Below are 17,262 nucleotides of genomic sequence, written 5' to 3'. Positions count from 1 at the left end.
TATGCTCAGCGCCAAAGTGATGACGCGCCAGGACATCGGTCGAGCTGCCAGCTATTACGAGGACGGGGCCGACGACTATTACGCCAAGGAAGTCGGCGCCAGTGAATGGCAGGGCGAAGGCGCGGCAATACTCGGATTGGCGGGCCCCATCGATCCAGCCCGCTTTCGCCAGCTGCTCGCCGGCCAGGTTGCGCCGGGAATCCGCGTCAGCCGCGGCTCGACACGCGGCGATGCCAAGGAACGGATTGGCGTCGACCTCACATTCTCCGCGCCGAAAAGCGTATCGATCCAGGCTTTGGTGGCCGGAGATGCACGCGTTCTGCAGGCCCACGACCGCGCGGTTGCCGCGGCCGTGACGGCAGCCGAAGAGAAGGCTCTGGTGCGCCGCAAGGTCCACGGCAAGGCCCAGGTTGAAAAGAGCGGCAATCTTATCGTCGCGAAATTCCGCCATGAAACCAGCCGCGAGCGCGATCCGCAGCTTCATACGCATGCCGTCGTGATGAACCTGACCCGCCGCAGCGACGGCGAATGGCGCGCTCTCAAAAACGATGAGATCGTGAAGTCCGTCAAACATCTTGGCGCGATCTACCGCGCCGAGCTCGCGGCCGAACTGCAGGCGCTTGGCTATCAGCTCCGCCATGAACGCGACGGAATGTTTGAGCTCGCCCATATCAGCCCGGCTCAGCTCGCAGCCTTCAGCCAGCGGTCTCACCAGATCGAGGAACGGCTTGCGGCGCAAGGTTTAAATCGCGCGCAGGCCTCGCCGATGCAAAAGCAGCTTGCGACCATGCAAACCCGGGCGCGCAAAGGCGTGATCGACCGGGATGCTGTGTTCAAAGACTGGCAGTCGCGCGCGCGGGAGCTCGGCATCGATTTCCAGCGCCGGGAATGGAAAGGCGAAAGCATCGAGCGGCGGCCGCCGGTGAACCTACTCGCGTTACCGGGTAACGCGGCCGAGCGGGCTGTGCGTTTTGCGGTCAACCACCTGACCGAACGCCAGGCCGTGATTACAGAGCGCGAGCTGATCGACGTCGCCATGAAGCACGGCGTCGGCAATGTCAGGATGAAACAGGTCGATGCGGAGATTCGCCGGCAGACCAAAAGCGGATTTCTGATCCGCGAAACTCCCCTCTTCCGGCCGGCGGCTGACAACGGCGTTGCGGCCGTTCAAACGCGCAGCGGCTGGATTGCGACTCTGACAAAGACAGGAATGGTCCGCGAGGCCGCCCGCGCAAGGGTCGATAGCGCAATCCGCGAGGGCCGCTTGCTCGCCGTCGACGGCCGCTTTACAACCCAAACCGCCCTCGGGCGCGAAAAGCGCATCCTGCAGATCGAGCGTGACGGGCGCGGCCGGGTGTTGCCGATCATCGGACTCGATGCAGCCGCCGAGCGACTCGCGACGGCCAGGCTTAATGCCGGCCAGCGCGAAGCGGCTTTGCTGCTCGCGACTTCGCAAAACCGCATCATCGGCGTTCAGGGTTTCGCGGGCACCGGCAAGACGCACATGCTGCAGACAGCCCGCGACATGGTCGAAGTCGAGGGATACAAGGTCAGGGCCCTTGCCCCCTATGGCAGTCAGGTAAAAGCGTTACGCGAATCCGGCGTAACGGCAAATACCCTCGCCTCTTTCCTCAGAGCCAAGGACAAAGATTTGGGCGCCAAAACGGTGCTCGTGATCGATGAGGCCGGCGTCGTTCCCACCCGCCTGATGGAGCAGACCTTGAAGCTGGCCGAGAAGGCCGGCGCGCGCGTCGTTCTCGTGGGCGATACCGGGCAGACCAAGGCTATCGAGGCCGGCCGTCCCTTCGACCAGCTCCAGAACAACGGCATGGAGACGGCCCGAATGACGGAGATCCAGCGGCAGAAAGATCCGCTGTTGAAAGCGGCTGTCGAGCTCGCGGCGCATGGGAAAACATCGGCCTCGCTCGAGAAGATCGCCTTTGTTTCCGAAATTCGGAACGACGGCGATCGCCGCGCGCAGCTGGTCCGCGACTATATGGAGCTGTCGCCGGCCGAACGCGACGGGACATTGATCGTTAGCGGCACCAATGAAGCGCGCCGTGCGATCAATCAAGGCATCCGCGAGGCCATCGGCACCGCCGGCAGCGGCATCGAATTCGATACGCTCGTCCGGCGCGACAGCACGCAGGCCGAACGGCGCTTCTCGAAAAACTACGAGATCGGCGACGTTATCCAGCCCGAGCAGGATTACCGCAGCGGCTTGAAGCGCGGCGAGCTTTACACAATCGTCGACACCGGACCGGGAAACCGGCTCACCGTCACGGACAAAGACGGCGTGAAGATCGCCTATTCGCCCGCCCAGCATGCGCGGATTTCTGTCTATCAGCCCGAGCGGTCGGAGCTCGCAGCAGGCGACGTCGTCCGGATCACACGCAATGACGCAGGGCTCGATCTGGCTAACGGGGATCGTTTCCGGGTTGCCGCTGTTGAAGCCCGGAAGATCGTTCTCGAAAGCGACAGGAAACGCGTTGAGCTGAGTACGGTCCGCCCGCTACACCTCGATCATGCCTATGCGACGACTGTCCACAGCGCCCAGGGGCTTACCGCCGACCGGGTTCTGATCGATGCCAAGACACAAAGCCGGACAACGGCCAAGGATGTCTATTACGTCGCCATCTCCCGGGCGCGCCAGGAAGCGCGGATCTACACCAATGACATCCGCTCGCTGCCGGCTGCGATCGCGCGGGAGAATCCGAAACATACGGCCCTGGACCTGACGCGTGAGCGTCGTGCGCTTGAGCGGGAGCGAGCGTGACGAGCGGCTGGCAGCGACGGGTATCTTCACCAAGGGTTATCCGGCTCGACATGAGACGGCGGCGGCGATGAATCGGGATAATTCTCCGGGTCACGTGGATCCGGAATCGGCTCATACGGTTCGTCTGGCCTTTCAATTGGACTCTTGGTCGGGTCCGTATGATCATTCGGCCTGGGTTGAAATGACATGTGGTTCCTCCGGTACAAAAAAGTAATCATCGGGCAACTCGCGCCTCACTTCGGCTTCGCAAATTGCTTTTACTTTTTTTCTCTCCCGTGTTTCGACTGGCTGGACTACTAGCGCCTTTTCCTTGGCTATTGCCCGTTTCAAATCCGCTTGTTGTGTGGCGTCGTATTTTCTCTTTTGTTCGATGAGCGAGACTATTTCCATGAGGTCATATTCAAGCGCCTTATAGCCGACGACGACACTTTCCATATTCTTAATTTTTTTCGTGAGGCCAAGTAAAGGCTTCAGGACGGCTGCAACGGCAGCCACAACCCCAAAAAACTTCCAAGCCGATTGGCCATAAGGCTCTTGCCAAAACCATAGACCCGCAATGGCAGAGGTGGGTGCCGATGCAAGCAATATGAGTTCTAAAATAAAATTTTGGCGTTCGATAGATTCAAGCCGGCAGCAGTAGTACTTCACGTTGAGCCTGGCTGTTCTCAACTTGTTGTACACGGTCCAGACTGGCGATTTCGTGCGTGGCATATGACTACTCCCTTACGCAGCCTATCGAAGGTCTAACTAGCATAGGTCACTAGATTGGGCTGCGCATTGCGAGTTTGGGGGTGTCTTTGTGCGGTCGCCGACATTTCCGGAGTGACGCCTGGCGATCCGGTCGAACACCTCGACGGCTCCGGCCTCCGTCGATTAGGCAATTCTCTGCCGCCTGGACTTTTCTCCACGTTCAGTTCCGGATTTTCTCGTTTCCGTTTATGGCACGGCCGCGGCCTCCTCAATGGGCTAAGGCTGCGCTCGTCCTCGCTTCCGCGCTGCGCTTGTGCGGTTCCGGGCGACCCATGTTCCGTCCGCTTTACCCGTGCCCTCTTCGTCACATCGAAAACCCTCACAAGGAGAAAAGCGATGACGACAAAGAAACCACTCTTCGAGCTCGGCCAGATCGTGGCCACCCCCGGCGTCCTCGAGGCCATTCCCAATCAGATCGCGCTACTGGTTTTGCTGTCCAGGCACGTCCGTGGCAATTGGGGATGCGTCTGCGCCGATGACGCGGCCGCAAACGATGCAGCGGTCACCGAAGGCGACAGGATCCTATCGGCATTTCCGATCAATCCGAACAAGGTGTGCGCCGACCACGGCGACAACTGCGTCTGGATCATCACCGAAGCGGATCGTTCGGTGACGACGTTCCTACTGCCGGATGAATATTGATGCCGGAGGCAGGCCCCACGGGGCCTGCTTTACCCTTTAAATAAGGCTATTGCCGCCACAATCAATGAAACAAAGGCGACCAGGAGGGCCACTATCGCAACCGCCAAGTTGGCGGTATTGGAGATTCGCGCATAATAAAACTCTCGCATCCCTCTGATCGTCGCGTCCGCATCCACCGTGCCCTTGGGGAACATACGGCCATATTCTTCGAAAACTTTCGATTCGATTGCGTTGTGAATTTCTTCGTTCCACTCGCTTGTCCAGTCCAGGAATGCCCTGGTCAACCTACGCTTAAGCATGCGGGCCCTTTCCTATTTGTTCCTGCGATCAGATAAACATGCGCGGTGAAATAGTTTTCCAAATCCGTTAAGCGTGATGAACCAGAAGCTGCACTCATGGAGCTGCGCGCCCTTGAATTCATCGCTCCATGGTTCATTCACATATGACACTAAGCCGAGCGACACCAGATGCTCGATGTACACGTAAACGAGGTCCTGTTGCCCGAGCTCTTCGGGGGCGACCGCGATCCGAGCAACCTTTTCTTTCAATTCAAGCGACATGTTTGACATCGCAATCGCGAGGGAACGCTCAGCCTCCGTCATAGCTACGTTACTGTCCGGCACGCGTATATAAAGCGAAGGATCGGCGCGGGAAAGCTGCTCGATCAGAAGCGCTTCATCGGGAGCCAGTTGCCCGATCAGCTGGACGAACGCCGGATGCGCTTCCCACACGCGCTTCCGATCCATCGCTCTTGCCAGCAAGCTCACATACATCTCCGCGACGAGGCTATCGTCTTCTTGATTGCGAACGCGATCCGCAATCTCGAGGGTTATGGATTGGACAGGTGCTATTCGATCGTCGCTCGGAACGCGGTCGATAGCGCGCTTGAGGTGACGGGCGAGCCGGTTCTGTAGCATTGCGGTGTATTGAATCGGCAAGAGAACCAGCCGGAGCGTTTTAACCACATCGACGCCGATCTTGCCCGCCTCTTTCAGCGTATCGGAAACCGCGTCACTGTAGATTTCTTTGACAACGTCTTCGGGCACTGCCTTCATTAGATCGGTAGGGTCAACCATTTTCATTCTCCTGTTTGCCGCATTCCCAGCCACGATGAACCCAAAAAAAGCCGGCCTAAGCCGGCTGCGAAATCTGGGGCGAGGATTCCGAGGCCCTTCCAGATTTCAAAATCTGCTGAAAACAGATGTACGGAACGTTACCGCGATTTCATCTATCCCATTTCGGAGCGTTTGAATATAGGTCGTAGAAGGAACGCAGGATTTTACGGTCCCGCATGCCCTTCCTATCACGCAGTGGTCGGGACCAATTTGGCCGATTTAGGGTCATACACCACGCCCGTAATGGAGCCGTCGACGATCCGCTTCACCACTTCGTCAATGACCTGTAATGGCACGAGAAACCACTCCTTCGGTTTAACGGGATGTCCGAACCGGTCCTTGATCGTTAGATCGATCTGTGCCGCGCCGAAGAGGCGATGAAACAGGTTTTCCATCTTTGACCGGTTGATGTTGTGCAGCTTGTACTCGGCTACGACCTCTACGTTGGCGAGCAGGTAAGTGGCATCTTTGTCGGCTCCGGCAATACGTGCTTCGACTTTCCCGCCAGTCACGCCGATCTTATGGATCAGCTCCCGGTGCTCCTTGACGAACGGGTGTTCGGATTCGCTGCGTAAAACATAAATGGTCCCGCTTGCGATGTCATCCGGCTCGGGAACATCGCCGAATAGAGGGCCAATGCTCGGTTCGGTGATAAGTCTAGCGACCTTGTCCCGGTGCAGAGCGCGCTGCAGCGAACGCTGCAGGACCTCGCTTTCGGTTTCATTGTCGTAGATGACGCGGAGACGCATGTCGCGCCGATCGTACTCGGTGGTGAATTCGCCCTTTTCTTCGGCAATGTAGGCCGTCTGTCCGCCGACAATGAAGAAGGTTCCTTGTTGGATTTCATCGAGAGAGCGGGTTTCCAGCCGGATCACCTTGCGCTCGCCCGCCTTCAGTTCACGCTTAACCTTCTCAAACAATGGCTGGAACTTCTCAAAGTCCTCGCAGCGGGTTCGAGTGGCAATTTCCTCGGCCACCCGGCGTGTTTCGTAAGGGCGAACGTTGCGCAAGGTCGTGATGTCGTCTTCGGCGGGTTCATCGCTTACACCCAGTTCGGCGAGCAATGCGTCCTCATCCAGCTCTTCCACCTTGACTGCCGTCGACGACGCAGTCGACAGTAGGCGCGGTTCATCAAGGTTCGCCAGCAGGGTTTGCGCTTCTGGCAGCCTGCGCAGCTGCTCGAGGCGTACCGCGTACAGACGCTCGAAGATATCGCGATCTTCGCCATGTTGCGGGGCGCGGCCGTGGGTCTCATAAAAGCGCAGGATCTCCTCAAACCCGGCGATGATGCGTTCCTCGCGCGGGGTATGGCTGGAGGTCTTGAGCGGGGCGACTTCTACGCCCAGCGCGTCCAGCAGTTCGTCGTCGTCCATCTCAGCCATTGCCGGTCTCTCCCATTGCCTGTGCCATCTTGGCCTGCGCGCGATATCGCGCCAGGGCCGCGACGCCTTCCGCCATGCGCTTTTCCCAAGCATCGGCAGAATTGATGTCGGGCAGGCGGCCCCGCTCGTTTTTGAACAGCAGCGCACGTTTGGCCAACTCGCGGGCTTCTTCCTCCGGAATATTCACCTTTTTCGCGGCAATGCTCGCCTGCACCTGGCGCAGCGATTTTTCGTCCATCGCCTTTGCCAGCACCGCATAGGCGGCCTCGAAGGGGTTGATGCGGTCGATAAGATCGATGTCCAGATCGCGCACGTTGACAAACTTGCGAACCCCGTCCAGCAAGGAAGTGTTTCCTTGCGCCGTCTGGCCGGCATCCGCGCCACTCGCATCGGCTCCCGCCAGGGCAAGCTTCGCCTGTTGCGTGATGTTCATGGCGGCAATGGCATGCTGCCGGATTGCTTCCTGGTCGGCCTCGCTCAGTTCCGGATAGCGCTCACGCACGATCTTGCCCATGCGTAACTGGGTCAGTTCTTCGGGCAGGGTGTTTTCCTGATCGAACAGGCCGCGCTCAAGCACGGTCCTGTCCTGCAGGAAGCTGGTGACAACCTCGTTCAGATCTTCCCGGCAGATACGCGTTGCTTCCCCGCTCTGCGGCGTAATAAGTCCATTGATCTCGACATGGACCTGGCCCGTATCTTTGTTCACGCCGACATTGTGGCCGTCTTCCTGGTAGCCCTGTTCGCCGTAGTCGAAGCCTTCCTTCGGGCCAGTGTTTTTGGGCGTGAATTCGTAGCGAGGGGCTAGCACCTGCTCCATCAGAAGGCTGGCCGCGATCGCCTTGAGCATGTCGTTCACGGCTTCAGCCACGGCGACCTGATCGGCCGTCGGTTCGGCGATCAAGTTGGTAAATCGCGCGCGCTCTTTGCCCTTGGCGTCGCGGGTGGCGCGGCCGATGATCTGCACGATCTCGGTCAGGCTGCTGCGATAGCCGATCGTCAGCGCATGTTCGCACCAGATCCAGTCAAAGCCTTCCTTCGCCATGCCCAGTGCAATAATGATGTCGACATGGTCGCGATTGTCTTTCTGCGCCGGATCCTTGAGTGCATTCAGCACGCGTGAGCGCCTGGCTGCGTCGCTATCGTCCACCAGATCGGCAACCTTTAGCGTCTGGCCCACAGGCGTCTCTATCAGGTGGAAGCCTGAAGCCGGGTCGATGCCTTTCCATTCGCCCAGCGAATGCATGATTTCGTTGACCTCACGCTCCTTGTCCTTGAGGCTCTCGCGCGCATTCACGTTCGGGATGTGAACGATCGTCTTTAGTGCCGGGTCCAGCACCTTTGGTACAGCGTCGACATAACGATCGGTATAGAAAAAATAGCCAATGTCGAGCGATTTCAGCCAGTTATAGCCGTTGAGCTGCTCGTAGTAGGTGTAGGTGATGGTCTCGAACCGGCCTTCGTCCGCCGGCGACAGCACTGCTTCACTATCGCCCCGGAAATATGACCCAGTCATCGCGACAAGATGCACCTTGTCGCGAGCGATGAAAGCGCCGAGCTGGCTACCGAGCTTGTTGTCCGGATTGCTGGAGACGTGGTGGAATTCATCGATGGCGATCAGACGGTTGTCGAACGCCTCGATACCGAGTTCTTCCACTGCAAAGCGAAAGGTGGCGTGAGTACAGACCAGCACCCTGTCGGCGCTAGCCAGAAACTTGCGGACCGCATCCACCTTCGATCGCGCCACGCGGGGTTCGTCCACGCCGGGGGCATTGCATAGGTTCCACTGTGGGGCCACTTGCCAGTCCCAGTAAAAACCGTACTTGCTGAGCGGCTCGTCAGCAAAGCTGCCGCCGATCGAGCGCTCGGGCACCACGATAATCGCCTGCTGCAGGCCCTGGTTGTGCAGCTTGTCCAGCGCGATGAACATCAAAGCGCGCGACTTGCCCGAGGCTGGAGGCGATTTGATTAGCAGGTACTGCTCCCCGCGTTTCGCGTAGGCCCGTTCCTGCATCGTGCGCATGCCAAGCGCATTTGCTTTGGTGGAGACGCCGGTACGTGCCGTGGCAATTGAGACTGACGGCACGGTGTAGGCATTGGTCGGATTGCCAGCGTTCTCGTTCATGCTTTTTTCTTCCTTGTTGCTTTAACCGCAGGCTTGGTCTGGGAGGACGTCATTTTTGTGTAAAGGTCGAAAAGCTTTTCCAAGCGTTCAGTGTCGTTTTTGAAGCGCCGGCCGATATAGATGCGTTCCAGAATTTCATCGTTACGCTCGTGGGCATGGCGCAGGTTCTCCGGCATGTTGTCCGGGTCGTAGAGGTCGGCGATCGTGGCCGGAAAATGCGCCTCGCGGGCCAGCAGAATATCTTCGGCGCAAGCCGTCAGGTCAGCCTTGTTCTGTTCGGTCAGCAACGGCACGGGAAAGGTATTCCAGCCGAGAGTGTTGGAGTAGCGATATCGCGTTTCCAGTTTTCCGCAGACCGTGGCGATCCATATCAGATGAAGGCGCGAAGCTATAAGCGCAAGCAGGTGTGGATCGTCTCGATAAATTACAAGCGATGGGGCCATCGGAACGTCCGCCTGAGCCACAAGATCGCACGGGTAATACTCACGATTTTCGGACGATAACTGAGCCACAATGATTTTTCGGCGAGCCTCGAATCTCGATTCATCAAATCGATGCGGCGTTAACGCTAGCTCTTGAGTTGCTTTCTTGGTACTGGATGCACGTACCGCAGCGACAGCACGGAGTCTCGATTCCACGCCGGGCAGCTTCGATGCATCCTCCACTTCATCATCGGGAATCACCAGCGCATAACGCAGTATCCCCCGAATCAATTCTTGCCCCCCAACCAAGCGACCGAGATATCGTTCTGCCTCAGGGGCACTAGCGAGCAAACTTCGGCGTTCCTCTTCCGATAAAACGAGATGCCCACCATCGGTAAGTTTGTCCCCGGACAACATCTCACTTAAGCCCGATATCTGTTGATTACGGGCTTCAACGAAAATATCTCGCGAGTTTACTAAATACGGGTTGATGTTTTGTGCGACCGTCTCCATGACATGTTCGTTGCTCTCCGAAAAAATCCGACGCTTCTTTATAGACGATTCATGCGCGATGCCAACGATAGCGACAGTCACGCCAGCGTTGTGGTTAGCGAGATTTGCCCACTTGAACGACGTGTGCGTGAATGCAATTCGATGCCCCGTATCGAAAATCAACGGCCAAAGAATCGGCACTTGCTGTCCCTGACAAATGGAATTCGTGGTAACAAACGCGGCGACGCATTTAGACTGCACGCCGTAGTCAGCGGCCTTCATGAACCAAGCAGTGACATAATCAAGAGACCTTGATGCTTTCGTCCGTGCGCCGAAAATAGAAGCAACGTCTGCCTTCTGTGCTGCGCTTTGAAATTTATAGCCTAGGTACGGCGGATTGCCACAAATGTATGTCTCTCCGCCTTCATTTTGGAAGTCAATTTCAGTCTGATTGAGCGGTGTGCCAAACAGGTCATCGGCCACAAACTTTACGCCCGTTCCAGTGGGAGGACAGATACCAAGCCAATCCAGCCGCAGCGCATTGCCGCAAATGATCCAGTTCTGCGCATCCAGCGGCAGAAATTCTGCCAGCGCATTCTTCTGCCCGCGATACAGCACGTCGCACTGAAACTCAGCGATGATGAGCGCCAGGCGCGCAATCTCTGCCGGGAAGTCGCGCAGCTCGATGCCACGGAAGTTGGTCAGTGGTATTTCGCTGCCCAAATGGGCTTCTCCACGGCGGTGATTGATTTCGGCCTCAATCTCGCGCATCTGCTTGTAAGCGATGACGAGGAAGTTGCCGGAACCGCAGGCCGGGTCAAACACCCGAATGCGCGACATGCGCTTGCGGAGGTTAAGCAGCTTACGTTCGTTGTCCCCGGCTTCCGTCAGTTGTGTCCGCAGATCATCGAGGAAAAGCGGATTCAGTACCTTCAGAATGTTCGGGACACTCGTGTAGTGCATGCCCAGCGCACCGCGTTCTTCCTCGTCCGCAACGGCCTGGATCATACTGCCGAAGATGTCGGGGTTGATCTCGCGCCAGTTCAGATTACCAGCGTGAATCAGATAGCTGCGTGCCATGCGCGTAAATCGCGGCACATCGGTGCTCCCGGAGAACAGGCCACCGTTCACGTAGGGAAACCGGTCCGCCCAAGGCCGAAAGTTCGCCACGGAACGGTCGGCACGCTTCGTGTTCATGGCGCGGAAGATTTCGGACAGAACCTCATGGGTATTGGCTCCGTCGCGCTCGCTCATCTGCTCCACTGTGCGGGTGAAGAGGCCTTGGCCGTCAAATATGTCGGTGTCTTCAGCAAAGAAGCAGAACACCAGCCGCGCCATGAAGTGGTTCATGTCCGGGCGCCGCTCGTCCGTGGCCCAATCGGGATTCTCACGCAGCAGCTCGACATACAACTTGTTTAGTCGGCCCGTAGCGCGCACGTCGATCGGGTTGTCCTTGATCTCCTTAATGGTGGAGATGCCGGCGAGCGGCAGGAAGAAGCCGAAGTGGTTCGGGAAATCCCGATACGAACACGCGACAGTTTCACCGCTACCTAACTCTTCAGCTTCGAGGCTCTCACCGTCGGTTGCGAGGATGAACCTGGCTTTGGCCTTTATAGTGGCCTGACTGGCGCGCAATGCCTGGAGAGTTTCACCCACAGTACCGCCGGCGTCATCGGGCTGGCAGACGGCGAGGTGGATGTTGTTGCGTTGGAGCACCCCACCTGGCACGTCCGAAGCGTTGTTATTGCCCGTGCGCAGTCGCTTAATTGCCGTGTCCTTGTTGCCGAAGGCAGCCAGGAAGGCGAAGGGGAATTCGACAGCATCAAAGGGCTGCAAAGCCAGTTCCGAAATGGCCTGATCGATTTCTACGGCATTCATCGGGCAGCGATCTTGCAAAAATCGATTTCAGGCGTCTTGACGACGTGCGGGACCATCTTCAGGCAATACATAGTCTTTCCTAATTAACACGCGACGCATGATAGTCTGCTAAGTCCAGTGGGGCAACATTCCAAAATTAGCGAAACATCCCAACTGAAGCTGTTGATCCATCACCTCATTTCCGAGCGTTTGAATACAGGGTCGTAGAAGAGCTGTAGGATTTTACGGTCCCGCATGAATAGCACAACGTCGATTGTTGTATAGAGGACGTGCCGGATCGTCACCATCTCTAATGTGCGACCGATCTCCGAATTCTTAATCAGCGTGGCAATCCGGTCGAAGGCCTCGACGGCGCCGTTGGCGTGCGTGGTCGTGATGCCGCCGCCGTGATCGGTGTTGAGCGAATTCGTGTATTCCCAGGCCTCCGCGCCGCGCAGCTCGGCGAGAAAAATCCGCTCCGGGGTAATGCGCATGCAGGCGGCAAGACAAGCCAGCGCCGAAATGCGCACTGCCCCTTCCCCATAAAACAGATGCGTCACCTCTTTATGGTTCGGCAGGAAAAGCTCGTGGACGTCCTCGATCGTCGCAATGTGTTCGTCGGCCGGTACGACTTCGATCAGCGAGCGCGCCAAGGTCGTTTTGCCGGAACCGGTCTTGCCGGCGATGACGATGTTGCGTTTCAGCTCGACGGCACGCTGCAGGAACTCGCTCCAACGTCCCTCACGCTTCAGGCTGAGCAATTCCACCTCGAAGGGTTCAAGACGACCGAAGTCCGATCGCGTGCTTTCCGTGGCCGCGTCGGCTTCGGTCGGCCGGTTAAAGGATACATCCCGGCATTTCGCGAAAGCACCCTCCGCTTCGAGCTCGACGAGCGTTTTGACCACAGGCGAATGTTTGCGGATAACGATCATGATCGCGCCCTCGAGCACCGCGGGCGGCAGAAGGACCGTGCCTCGCTGACCCCAGGGCAGCGTCACATAGTTGACGCTCTGCAGCCCGAGGCCCGCATATGAAACGAGCGCCGTTCCAAGAGATCGCAGATAGCCGAAAGTCAGTTCCGGCACGGGGAAGAATTCCGATCGGCCGAAGGCCTGCGCGACCACTTCGCCCGGCTTGACGCGGATTTCCATCACGGCATCATCGTCCAGCCAGCGCCGCAAAGGGCGGATCAGCTGCTCGATCGACTTGGCCTTGAAGCCGATCACCTCATTTAAGGCCGTAGACATCGCTGAAATCCAGATCGCGGGCGACGAAGATGCTGACGCGGTCGCCCTGGTTCTTGTAGAGGGTCGGTGGAATATTGATGGTGTTGCGTAAGGCTTCCGTCGACATCTCGCTCGTCGAATTCGACGTGTTGTTGAGCGTGAGGGTCTGGCCGCCGCTGCGCTGCGCGGCATTGACCACGGCTTGCCCGAAGTCGCCTATCAGGCTCAGCATGATTGCGCCGCCGAACCGCTCCCAGAAATGAGTGTCAACCTGGCCGGGCTCGCCGGCCGCGCCGAGCGCATCGGTTCCCGGGCTGTCGATATCGACGATCACGCCGGCCGGCGTCTCGATCCGCTGCCACATCACGAAGACGCGCTTCTGGCCCTGCTGTATCCCGGTCTGGTAGCTCCCGACGACCTTGGAGCCCGCATCGATGAGGACGACATGACCGTTGGCCGAATAGACGTCGGCCGTCGTGTAGCAGGTGACCATGCCGGGCTGGTCCGTGACGAGCATGGATTGCTGCCCGCAATCGATCATGGCACCGCGCGTCAGCAGCAAATCCCGGTTGAAAAGCAGACCAGCGACCGACGGTTTGAGCTTGAGGGGCTGGAGGCGCTTTTCGAGCGGATTGTCGGGATTGCTCTCGCCTGCCCCGCCCGCGAGACTGGCACGGACTGGCTTGGAGACATCCGAGCTGTCGGACGGTCCGGTTCCCGCACCAAATCCGCCCGCGAAGCGGCGATCTTCAAGCAGCTCTTCCGGCGTTTTGACGGGCTTGCTATCGGCTGCCTTCGGTGACGACGCTGCGACAGGTGCCGCTGCTGCCGGCGGGACGCTTGCCGCCGGGTCCGGACTCGGATCCGGTTTATAGGGGGTGAAGGGCGGCAGCGTATTTTCGACCTTCGCCACTTTGTGCGAAGCGGCATCAGGCTCCCGGTGCGCGCGTTGCCATGCCCGCCAGGTCAGAAACCCGCCCAGCAGCACGCCCAGCGCGATGACGACCATCAGAAAGAGCTTGGCGCCCGGCGTCCGTCGACGGCGGCTGGCTTCATCATCCAGACCGCCCCGGCCGGCACTTTGCTTTTCGAGTTCGCGGGCGACGTCGATCTCGCCCGTATTCTTGTCGAGGCTCATTGCGCGCTTCCTTTGACGACGCGATGCACCGAGGGAGACGCCGTCCCGGTCGAATTGCCGGGCCCAGCCTGGGAATAGGCCTCGTCATAGATCCCGACCACTTGATCTCCGAGGCGAAGCCGGAATTTCGGCGCGATCTTTTCGGCGACGATCACCCGGTTGTCTTCGGGCGACATATGCCGGTTGACCAGAGTCTCCTCGCCATCCGAACCGACGGTATAGACGTTGGGCAGGCTGACGTTTTCCGCAAAACGGAAATAGGTGAAGCGCCCGTCGTCCCAGACATTGAGCGGAACGATGTCCTGATCGATGTGCGTGCTGCTTTGCGTGTAATTGAGGTTCAGGCTGCCGGTGCGGCCGCGGAAGCGATCCTGGACGGACGCCGCCGTCTTCGCTTCGGCCGCCTTGCGCGCGTCGTCGGCGGGATAGTTGAAAGCGAGCTGCAGCGTCGCATTTTTGAGCGCCCATGGCGTCGTGATCGGATGCTTGACGGTATTGCCGGCGGCATCTTTCGTCGTATAGCTCCCGATAAAGTGCAGCACAAAGTTGTAGCTGCGCTTGTCGGTCACGATCACAAGGTTGGTGTCGCTGTTCTCCGCCTTCGGTTTGATGAAATAGTGATTGTCCTTGTGCGCGAATTCCCAGCCATTCGGGTCGCCGAAAGCATGGGTCACATAGTTTTCGCCGGGCTGCAGGATAATGTGCGTCGCGATGCCGATCACGGCATCGAGCCGCACCACGTCATCCGGGTTGTAATTGGTGTGCTTGATCCGGTAGTCAGCCGCCGAGCGGCCGGGATTGTCGAGCCCGAAGGCGGCCGGGACAGGCCAAGCCAGGGCGAGAGCGAGGATGAGAGAAACCCGTTTCATGATGATCGCTCTCCTCACCGCGCCAATTCCGGATCGACCCGGTAGCTCTGGACCTGAAAACCGAGCGGGTTGATAAGCCGGTCCTGCGGCTTCATCGGCGACTGGACATAGCTGTAGGCAATGGTCGCAATCCAGTGCCGCACTTCGTCGGGGCGGTTGTTCTTCCAATGCAGCACCGTTGTGAACCTGGCCGAGGCCGTGCTCGTGCCGGGGTTGAGGACGGGCGGGCTCTCCATCTCAACCAGAATGCGGCCGCGATCGCCGAGAATCTTGTCGCGCGCGTTATCGCCCTCGAAAACATGTCGATATTCCGCCGCAACATCCGGAGCGCTCATAAGGCCCGTTGCGTTGTAATCGGCCTGAATCGTCTGATAGTCGTAGCTCTCCCGATGCATGGTGTACTGGCTCAGCCAGTACCGGTCGACGACGTCGCCATAGCTGTCCTGCCGGGTCTTCATCACCGATACGACATCGGTTTGTCCCGTTGTGTTATCGACGCGCAGGATGAATGGCGGCACCGGCTTGCTGCTTTCCTCGATCTGCAGGGTCAAGGTCATCAAGGACGCAAACCCGAATACCGCCGCGGCGATTGCAACGCGCCAGGCGTTCCGGCGGGAGCGCAGGACCTCGCGCAAGAAATCGCGCTCGAGGCCCCGGCTTTCGGCGAGATATGCGCCCAGCTCCTCGGTTCTGACGGCGCCCGGCCGTTTCAGCAAATCGAGCGGGCTCACTTTGTCACCCCGTTCCGCACTTCGAGCGGCATCGTCCGGTTGACCGGAACGCGGGTTGCATCGTCCGGCTGCCGGGGCTTTTTCGGCGTGCTGGAGCATGCGGCCATCAGGATGCAAAACAGCCCTGCAATGAGCGTTTTCATGATGGAGACTGGCGACGGATTGGATAGCCACCAGCCTAGCACATTACTTATCAAATTTGCAATTTTGATATTTAAATAAAGTGCGACACCGCTGCAGATCGCGAAGCCCTTCTGCCAATTTCCTTGTTCAAATACTCATCAACGCGGGCTGGCGACGGCGGGTGGCTGCCCGCAAATAGAAGAGATCGACGTCATCTCGGGCGAATCCGGACGAGTCCGGCCCGGCTCTAGTCGCAAAAGCGCCCCGGGCCTTGCAGTCCCGGCCATACGGTGACGATCCGTTTCGGAAGGGCAGAAGGGAGGATGGCCTGCGGCCTCTTGCTGCAAGGGGAGCGCCTCCGGTTTTGGCTCCCCCATGCGCTTAGGCGCGCGGTCCCCCCAAAAATGTTGCGAGCAACATCGCCACCCTTGCAGCAATTCACCGCTCATTGGCGCGGGCCTAGCAGGGTTGCATTCGCAACCCACAAAACCATGAAGAAAGGCCACGCAAATGTTTACGACAAACCAGATAATCAATGGAGACTGCAACCAAGTCCTGAAAACCATCCCCGACCATTCGGTTGATTTCGTGTTGACCGACCCCGCCCTATTTCATCCGATACAAAGACAGGAATGGGCGAAGCATCCAGAACGACACAAACCCGGACAGCGTGTTAGGAGCCTTTAAAGACGTATATAGGGTTCTTAAGCCGGATACTTTCTGCGTGAGCTTTTATGGTTGGTCCAAGGTTGACGCCTTCTTTGAGGCCTGGACGGACGCCGGTTTCAAGCCGGTAGGTCATTTGGTTTGGCAAAAAGGCTATGCGTCGCGCGCCGGATATTTGCGCGCACGACATGAACAGGCATATCTCCTTGTTAAAGGAAATCCACAAAGGCCCGCAAAGCCCCTCGACGATGTGAGGAAATGGGAATACTCCGGCAACAGGTTCCACCCGACCGAGAAGGCAGTAAGTATTCTCACACCCTTGATTCAAGGCTTCTCTCAACCCGGCAGCATTGTTCTCGACCCCTTTTCCGGGTCCGGCAGCACCGCAGTAGCAGCCACTTTATGCGGCCGCCGGTATCTCGGCATCGAACTCGAAGAGAAGTACGTCACCTATGCGCGCAACCGGCTCGACGGGGCAAGCCGATACGTTCGCGGCAAGACCACATCGGCTGCGTGACGACAAACACAACTCTAAAAAATGAAGGAGAACACCATGAACCACGAAAACAAACAGGTCATTTCCGCAACCATTGCCGTCAACCTGAACGCCTTGAAGCACAGGCTCGCGCAAGCTGCCGCACTATCAGCGGAAGCTCAATAAGAAAGGAATAGTCATGGAACAAGTCAGAGTGATTATCGAGGTGCGCGGCGGCAATGTCGGTGCCGTTTATGCGGGCTCTTTCGTCGAAGCCGTTGTAATAGACCATGACGTGGCGACTGTCTACGAAGTCGCCACGGAGCCAGAAACCGCTTGTGACCCGTGGGATTACCGTGGCTATGAAGGCGGGTTTCCGGAACATTGGACGATTTCATGCCCCATTACGCCCGATGTTGAGCAACCGGCATAACGAGGAGGCCGGTGCTGCTCGTGCGGCACCGGCCTGACCCTAG

15 protein-coding genes are annotated in these 17,262 nt (G+C 58.3%); 4 read left to right on the top strand and 11 right to left on the bottom strand.

Translation table 11 applies throughout. From position 1 onward, the window contains the following. Position 1 precedes the first annotated feature (1 nt). Positions 2-2,776: a MobF family relaxase gene (mobF, locus tag HV744_RS28385; RefSeq protein ID WP_175152684.1), complete on the top strand. Its 2,775-nt coding sequence runs from the start codon at positions 2-4 to the stop codon at positions 2,774-2,776. Between the two features lie 162 nt (positions 2,777-2,938). On the opposite strand, the gene HV744_RS28380 is transcribed toward mobF, so the two are convergent. After that, positions 2,939-3,487: a hypothetical protein gene (locus HV744_RS28380; RefSeq protein ID WP_175152683.1), complete on the bottom strand. Its 549-nt coding sequence runs from the start codon at positions 3,485-3,487 to the stop codon at positions 2,939-2,941. A gap of 375 nt (positions 3,488-3,862) precedes the next feature. Here HV744_RS28380 and HV744_RS28375 point away from each other — a divergent pair, with 375 nt between their 5' ends. Further along, the gene (locus HV744_RS28375; RefSeq protein WP_175152682.1) at positions 3,863-4,168 is read left to right on the top strand and encodes a type I restriction endonuclease subunit M; all 306 of its coding nucleotides are present in this window, start codon (positions 3,863-3,865) and stop codon (positions 4,166-4,168) included. A gap of 29 nt (positions 4,169-4,197) precedes the next feature. On the opposite strand, the gene HV744_RS28370 is transcribed toward HV744_RS28375, so the two are convergent. The 10 genes from HV744_RS28370 to HV744_RS36855 form a co-directional block, all read right to left on the bottom strand. Next, positions 4,198-4,467, bottom strand: coding sequence for a hypothetical protein (locus HV744_RS28370; protein WP_175152681.1), 270 nt, complete (start codon positions 4,465-4,467; stop codon positions 4,198-4,200). 12 nt (positions 4,468-4,479) lie between these two features. Next, entirely contained in the window at positions 4,480-5,244 is a 765-nt protein-coding gene (locus HV744_RS28365; protein ID WP_175152680.1) for an Abi-alpha family protein, read from the bottom strand. Positions 5,245-5,471: 227 nt separating this feature from the next. Further along, on the bottom strand, positions 5,472-6,665 hold the full coding sequence (locus HV744_RS28360; protein WP_175152679.1) for a GIY-YIG nuclease family protein: 1,194 nt from the start codon (positions 6,663-6,665) through the stop codon (positions 5,472-5,474). After that, a complete protein-coding gene (locus HV744_RS28355; RefSeq protein WP_175152678.1) occupies positions 6,658-8,787 on the bottom strand; it encodes a DEAD/DEAH box helicase in 2,130 nt (709 codons plus the stop codon). The genes HV744_RS28360 and HV744_RS28355 overlap by 8 nt, the downstream gene beginning before the upstream one ends. Continuing rightward, complete coding sequence (locus tag HV744_RS28350) at positions 8,784-11,579, bottom strand: class I SAM-dependent DNA methyltransferase (protein WP_175152677.1); 2,796 nt, start codon at positions 11,577-11,579, stop codon at positions 8,784-8,786. Before HV744_RS28350 ends, HV744_RS28355 begins: the two co-directional genes overlap by 4 nt. Before the next feature lie 170 nt (positions 11,580-11,749). Further along, a complete protein-coding gene (locus tag HV744_RS28345; protein ID WP_175152676.1) occupies positions 11,750-12,805 on the bottom strand; it encodes an ATPase, T2SS/T4P/T4SS family in 1,056 nt (351 codons plus the stop codon). Continuing rightward, positions 12,786-13,922 carry a type IV secretion system protein VirB10 gene (virB10, locus tag HV744_RS28340; protein ID WP_175152675.1) on the bottom strand — a complete coding sequence of 379 codons (1,137 nt, stop codon included), beginning with the start codon at positions 13,920-13,922 and terminating at the stop codon, positions 12,786-12,788. The genes HV744_RS28345 and virB10 overlap by 20 nt, the downstream gene beginning before the upstream one ends. After that, positions 13,919-14,791: a P-type conjugative transfer protein VirB9 gene (virB9, locus tag HV744_RS28335; RefSeq protein WP_175152674.1), complete on the bottom strand. Its 873-nt coding sequence runs from the start codon at positions 14,789-14,791 to the stop codon at positions 13,919-13,921. Before virB9 ends, virB10 begins: the two co-directional genes overlap by 4 nt. Positions 14,792-14,805: 14 nt before the next feature. Further along, on the bottom strand, positions 14,806-15,522 hold the full coding sequence (locus HV744_RS28330) for a VirB8 family type IV secretion system protein (RefSeq protein WP_217469165.1): 717 nt from the start codon (positions 15,520-15,522) through the stop codon (positions 14,806-14,808). Further along, entirely contained in the window at positions 15,519-15,665 is a 147-nt protein-coding gene (locus HV744_RS36855; protein WP_217469161.1) for a TrwH protein, read from the bottom strand. Before HV744_RS36855 ends, HV744_RS28330 begins: the two co-directional genes overlap by 4 nt. Before the next feature lie 593 nt (positions 15,666-16,258). On the opposite strand from HV744_RS36855, the gene HV744_RS28325 reads away from it, so the two are divergent. Together HV744_RS28325 and HV744_RS28320 are read left to right on the top strand one after the other, a co-directional pair. Beyond that, complete coding sequence (locus HV744_RS28325; RefSeq protein ID WP_343056471.1) at positions 16,259-16,828, top strand: DNA methyltransferase; 570 nt, start codon at positions 16,259-16,261, stop codon at positions 16,826-16,828. A 157-nt stretch (positions 16,829-16,985) separates the two neighbouring features. Next, the gene (locus tag HV744_RS28320; RefSeq protein ID WP_175152672.1) at positions 16,986-17,219 is read left to right on the top strand and encodes a hypothetical protein; all 234 of its coding nucleotides are present in this window, start codon (positions 16,986-16,988) and stop codon (positions 17,217-17,219) included. The last annotated feature ends 43 nt before the right edge of the window (positions 17,220-17,262 follow it).

This window comes from Paraburkholderia ultramafica, from assembly GCF_902859915.1.
GTDB classification, from domain to species: Bacteria; Pseudomonadota; Gammaproteobacteria; order Burkholderiales; family Burkholderiaceae; genus Paraburkholderia; species Paraburkholderia ultramafica.
This window is presented reverse-complemented; position numbering and strand designations above follow the sequence as displayed.

Bases quoted from the DNA above. Each gene is read 5' to 3' on its own strand.
- mobF (WP_175152684.1), top strand. From the start codon at position 2: ATGCTCAGCGCCAAAGTGATGACGCGCCAGGACATCGGTCGAGCTGCC.
- HV744_RS28380 (WP_175152683.1), bottom strand. From the start codon at position 3,487: ATGCCACGCACGAAATCGCCAGTCTGGACCGTGTACAACAAGTTGAGA.
- HV744_RS28375 (WP_175152682.1), top strand. From the start codon at position 3,863: ATGACGACAAAGAAACCACTCTTCGAGCTCGGCCAGATCGTGGCCACC.
- HV744_RS28370 (WP_175152681.1), bottom strand. From the start codon at position 4,467: ATGCTTAAGCGTAGGTTGACCAGGGCATTCCTGGACTGGACAAGCGAG.
- HV744_RS28365 (WP_175152680.1), bottom strand. From the start codon at position 5,244: ATGGTTGACCCTACCGATCTAATGAAGGCAGTGCCCGAAGACGTTGTC.
- HV744_RS28360 (WP_175152679.1), bottom strand. From the start codon at position 6,665: ATGGCTGAGATGGACGACGACGAACTGCTGGACGCGCTGGGCGTAGAA.
- HV744_RS28355 (WP_175152678.1), bottom strand. From the start codon at position 8,787: ATGAACGAGAACGCTGGCAATCCGACCAATGCCTACACCGTGCCGTCA.
- HV744_RS28350 (WP_175152677.1), bottom strand. From the start codon at position 11,579: ATGAATGCCGTAGAAATCGATCAGGCCATTTCGGAACTGGCTTTGCAG.
- HV744_RS28345 (WP_175152676.1), bottom strand. From the start codon at position 12,805: ATGTCTACGGCCTTAAATGAGGTGATCGGCTTCAAGGCCAAGTCGATC.
- virB10 (WP_175152675.1), bottom strand. From the start codon at position 13,922: ATGAGCCTCGACAAGAATACGGGCGAGATCGACGTCGCCCGCGAACTC.
- virB9 (WP_175152674.1), bottom strand. From the start codon at position 14,791: ATGAAACGGGTTTCTCTCATCCTCGCTCTCGCCCTGGCTTGGCCTGTC.
- HV744_RS36855 (WP_217469161.1), bottom strand. From the start codon at position 15,665: ATGAAAACGCTCATTGCAGGGCTGTTTTGCATCCTGATGGCCGCATGC.
- HV744_RS28320 (WP_175152672.1), top strand. From the start codon at position 16,986: ATGGAACAAGTCAGAGTGATTATCGAGGTGCGCGGCGGCAATGTCGGT.